Annotated in this window: 2 protein-coding genes; both read left to right on the forward strand. The window is 74.8% G+C overall.

Translation table 11 applies throughout. The features are described 5' to 3' along the window. The coding region (locus ESO86_RS17425) for a 2-oxo acid dehydrogenase subunit E2 (RefSeq protein ID WP_207207218.1) at window positions 1-754 on the forward strand (754 nt) is incomplete at its 5' end. Further along, window positions 751-993: an acyl carrier protein gene (locus ESO86_RS17430; protein ID WP_129236010.1), complete on the forward strand. Its 243-nt coding sequence runs from the start codon at window positions 751-753 to the stop codon at window positions 991-993. The genes ESO86_RS17425 and ESO86_RS17430, both read left to right, overlap by 4 nt. The last annotated feature ends 106 nt before the right edge of the window (window positions 994-1,099 follow it).

Raw genomic sequence — 1,099 nt, forward strand, 5'->3', positions numbered from 1 at the left:
CCGTGGCCGGCGACCGGATGCGCGGCCCGGCGATGGGGTTGCCGCGGCCGACGACCGCACGCGGGCGGGCGGACCCTCGGTGTCGGACCGCGTCGCGAGCCTGCGCCGGGCGATCGGCTCGTTGATGGCCCGTTCGAAGCGCGAGATCCCGCACTACTACCTCAGCACGACGATCGACCTGGGGCCCGCACTCGAGTGGATGCGGCAGGCCAACGCCGGACGGCCGCTCAACGAGCGGCTGGTCCCGGCTGCGCTGCTCCTGGCCGCGAGCGCTCGGGCCGCGCGCGACGTCCCCGAGGTGAACGGCTTCTTCGTGGACGGCGAGTTCCGGCAGAGCTCGGCCGTGCACCTCGGCGTCGCGATCGCGCTGCGCGGGGGCGGTCTCGTGGCTCCCGCCATCCACGACGCCGACCGGCTCACGCCCGACGAGGTGATGGAGTCGCTGCGCGACCTCGTCGCCCGGGCCCGCGCCGGGCGCCTCCACCGCGCGGAGATGGCGGATCCGACGATCACGGTCACGAACCTCGGCGAGCTCGGGGTCGAGTCCGTCTTCGGCGTGATCTACCCGCCGCAGGTCGCGCTCGTCGGGTTCGGTCGCGTGCTCGAGCGGCCGTGGGCGAGGGGCGGCCTCCTCGGCGTCCGCCCGGTCGTGACGGCGACGCTCTCCGCGGACCACCGAGTGAGCGACGGGCTGCGGGGCGGGCGCTTCCTCGCCCGCGTCGACGAACTGCTGCAGAGACCGGAGGAGCTGTGAACGAGACGGATGCCCGGGCGGCCGTGTTCGCCGCCCTCCACGAGATCGCCCCCGACGTCGAGCCGGACGACCTCGACCCGAGCGCCCGGCTGCGTCAGGATCTCGAGCTCGACTCGCTCGACTTCCTCCGGCTGCTGGAGGTCCTCGCCGGTTCGACGGGCGTCTCGACGCCCGAGGACGACTACCGGGACCTCACGACCGTGCAGTCGCTGGTCGACTACATCGCGAAGCGAGGCTGACGCGCCGCACCGCGCCGACCCGACCGGCCGGTCGCTCGGTCGCGACGTCCGACCGGTGCGGCCGGCGCTCGTCACCCGCCCCAGCCGGGTGGCCCTGCGCGTGCCG

Origin of the sequence: Agromyces binzhouensis (genome assembly GCF_004135055.1) — a bacterium.
GTDB classification, from domain to species: Bacteria; Actinomycetota; Actinomycetes; order Actinomycetales; family Microbacteriaceae; genus Agromyces; species Agromyces binzhouensis.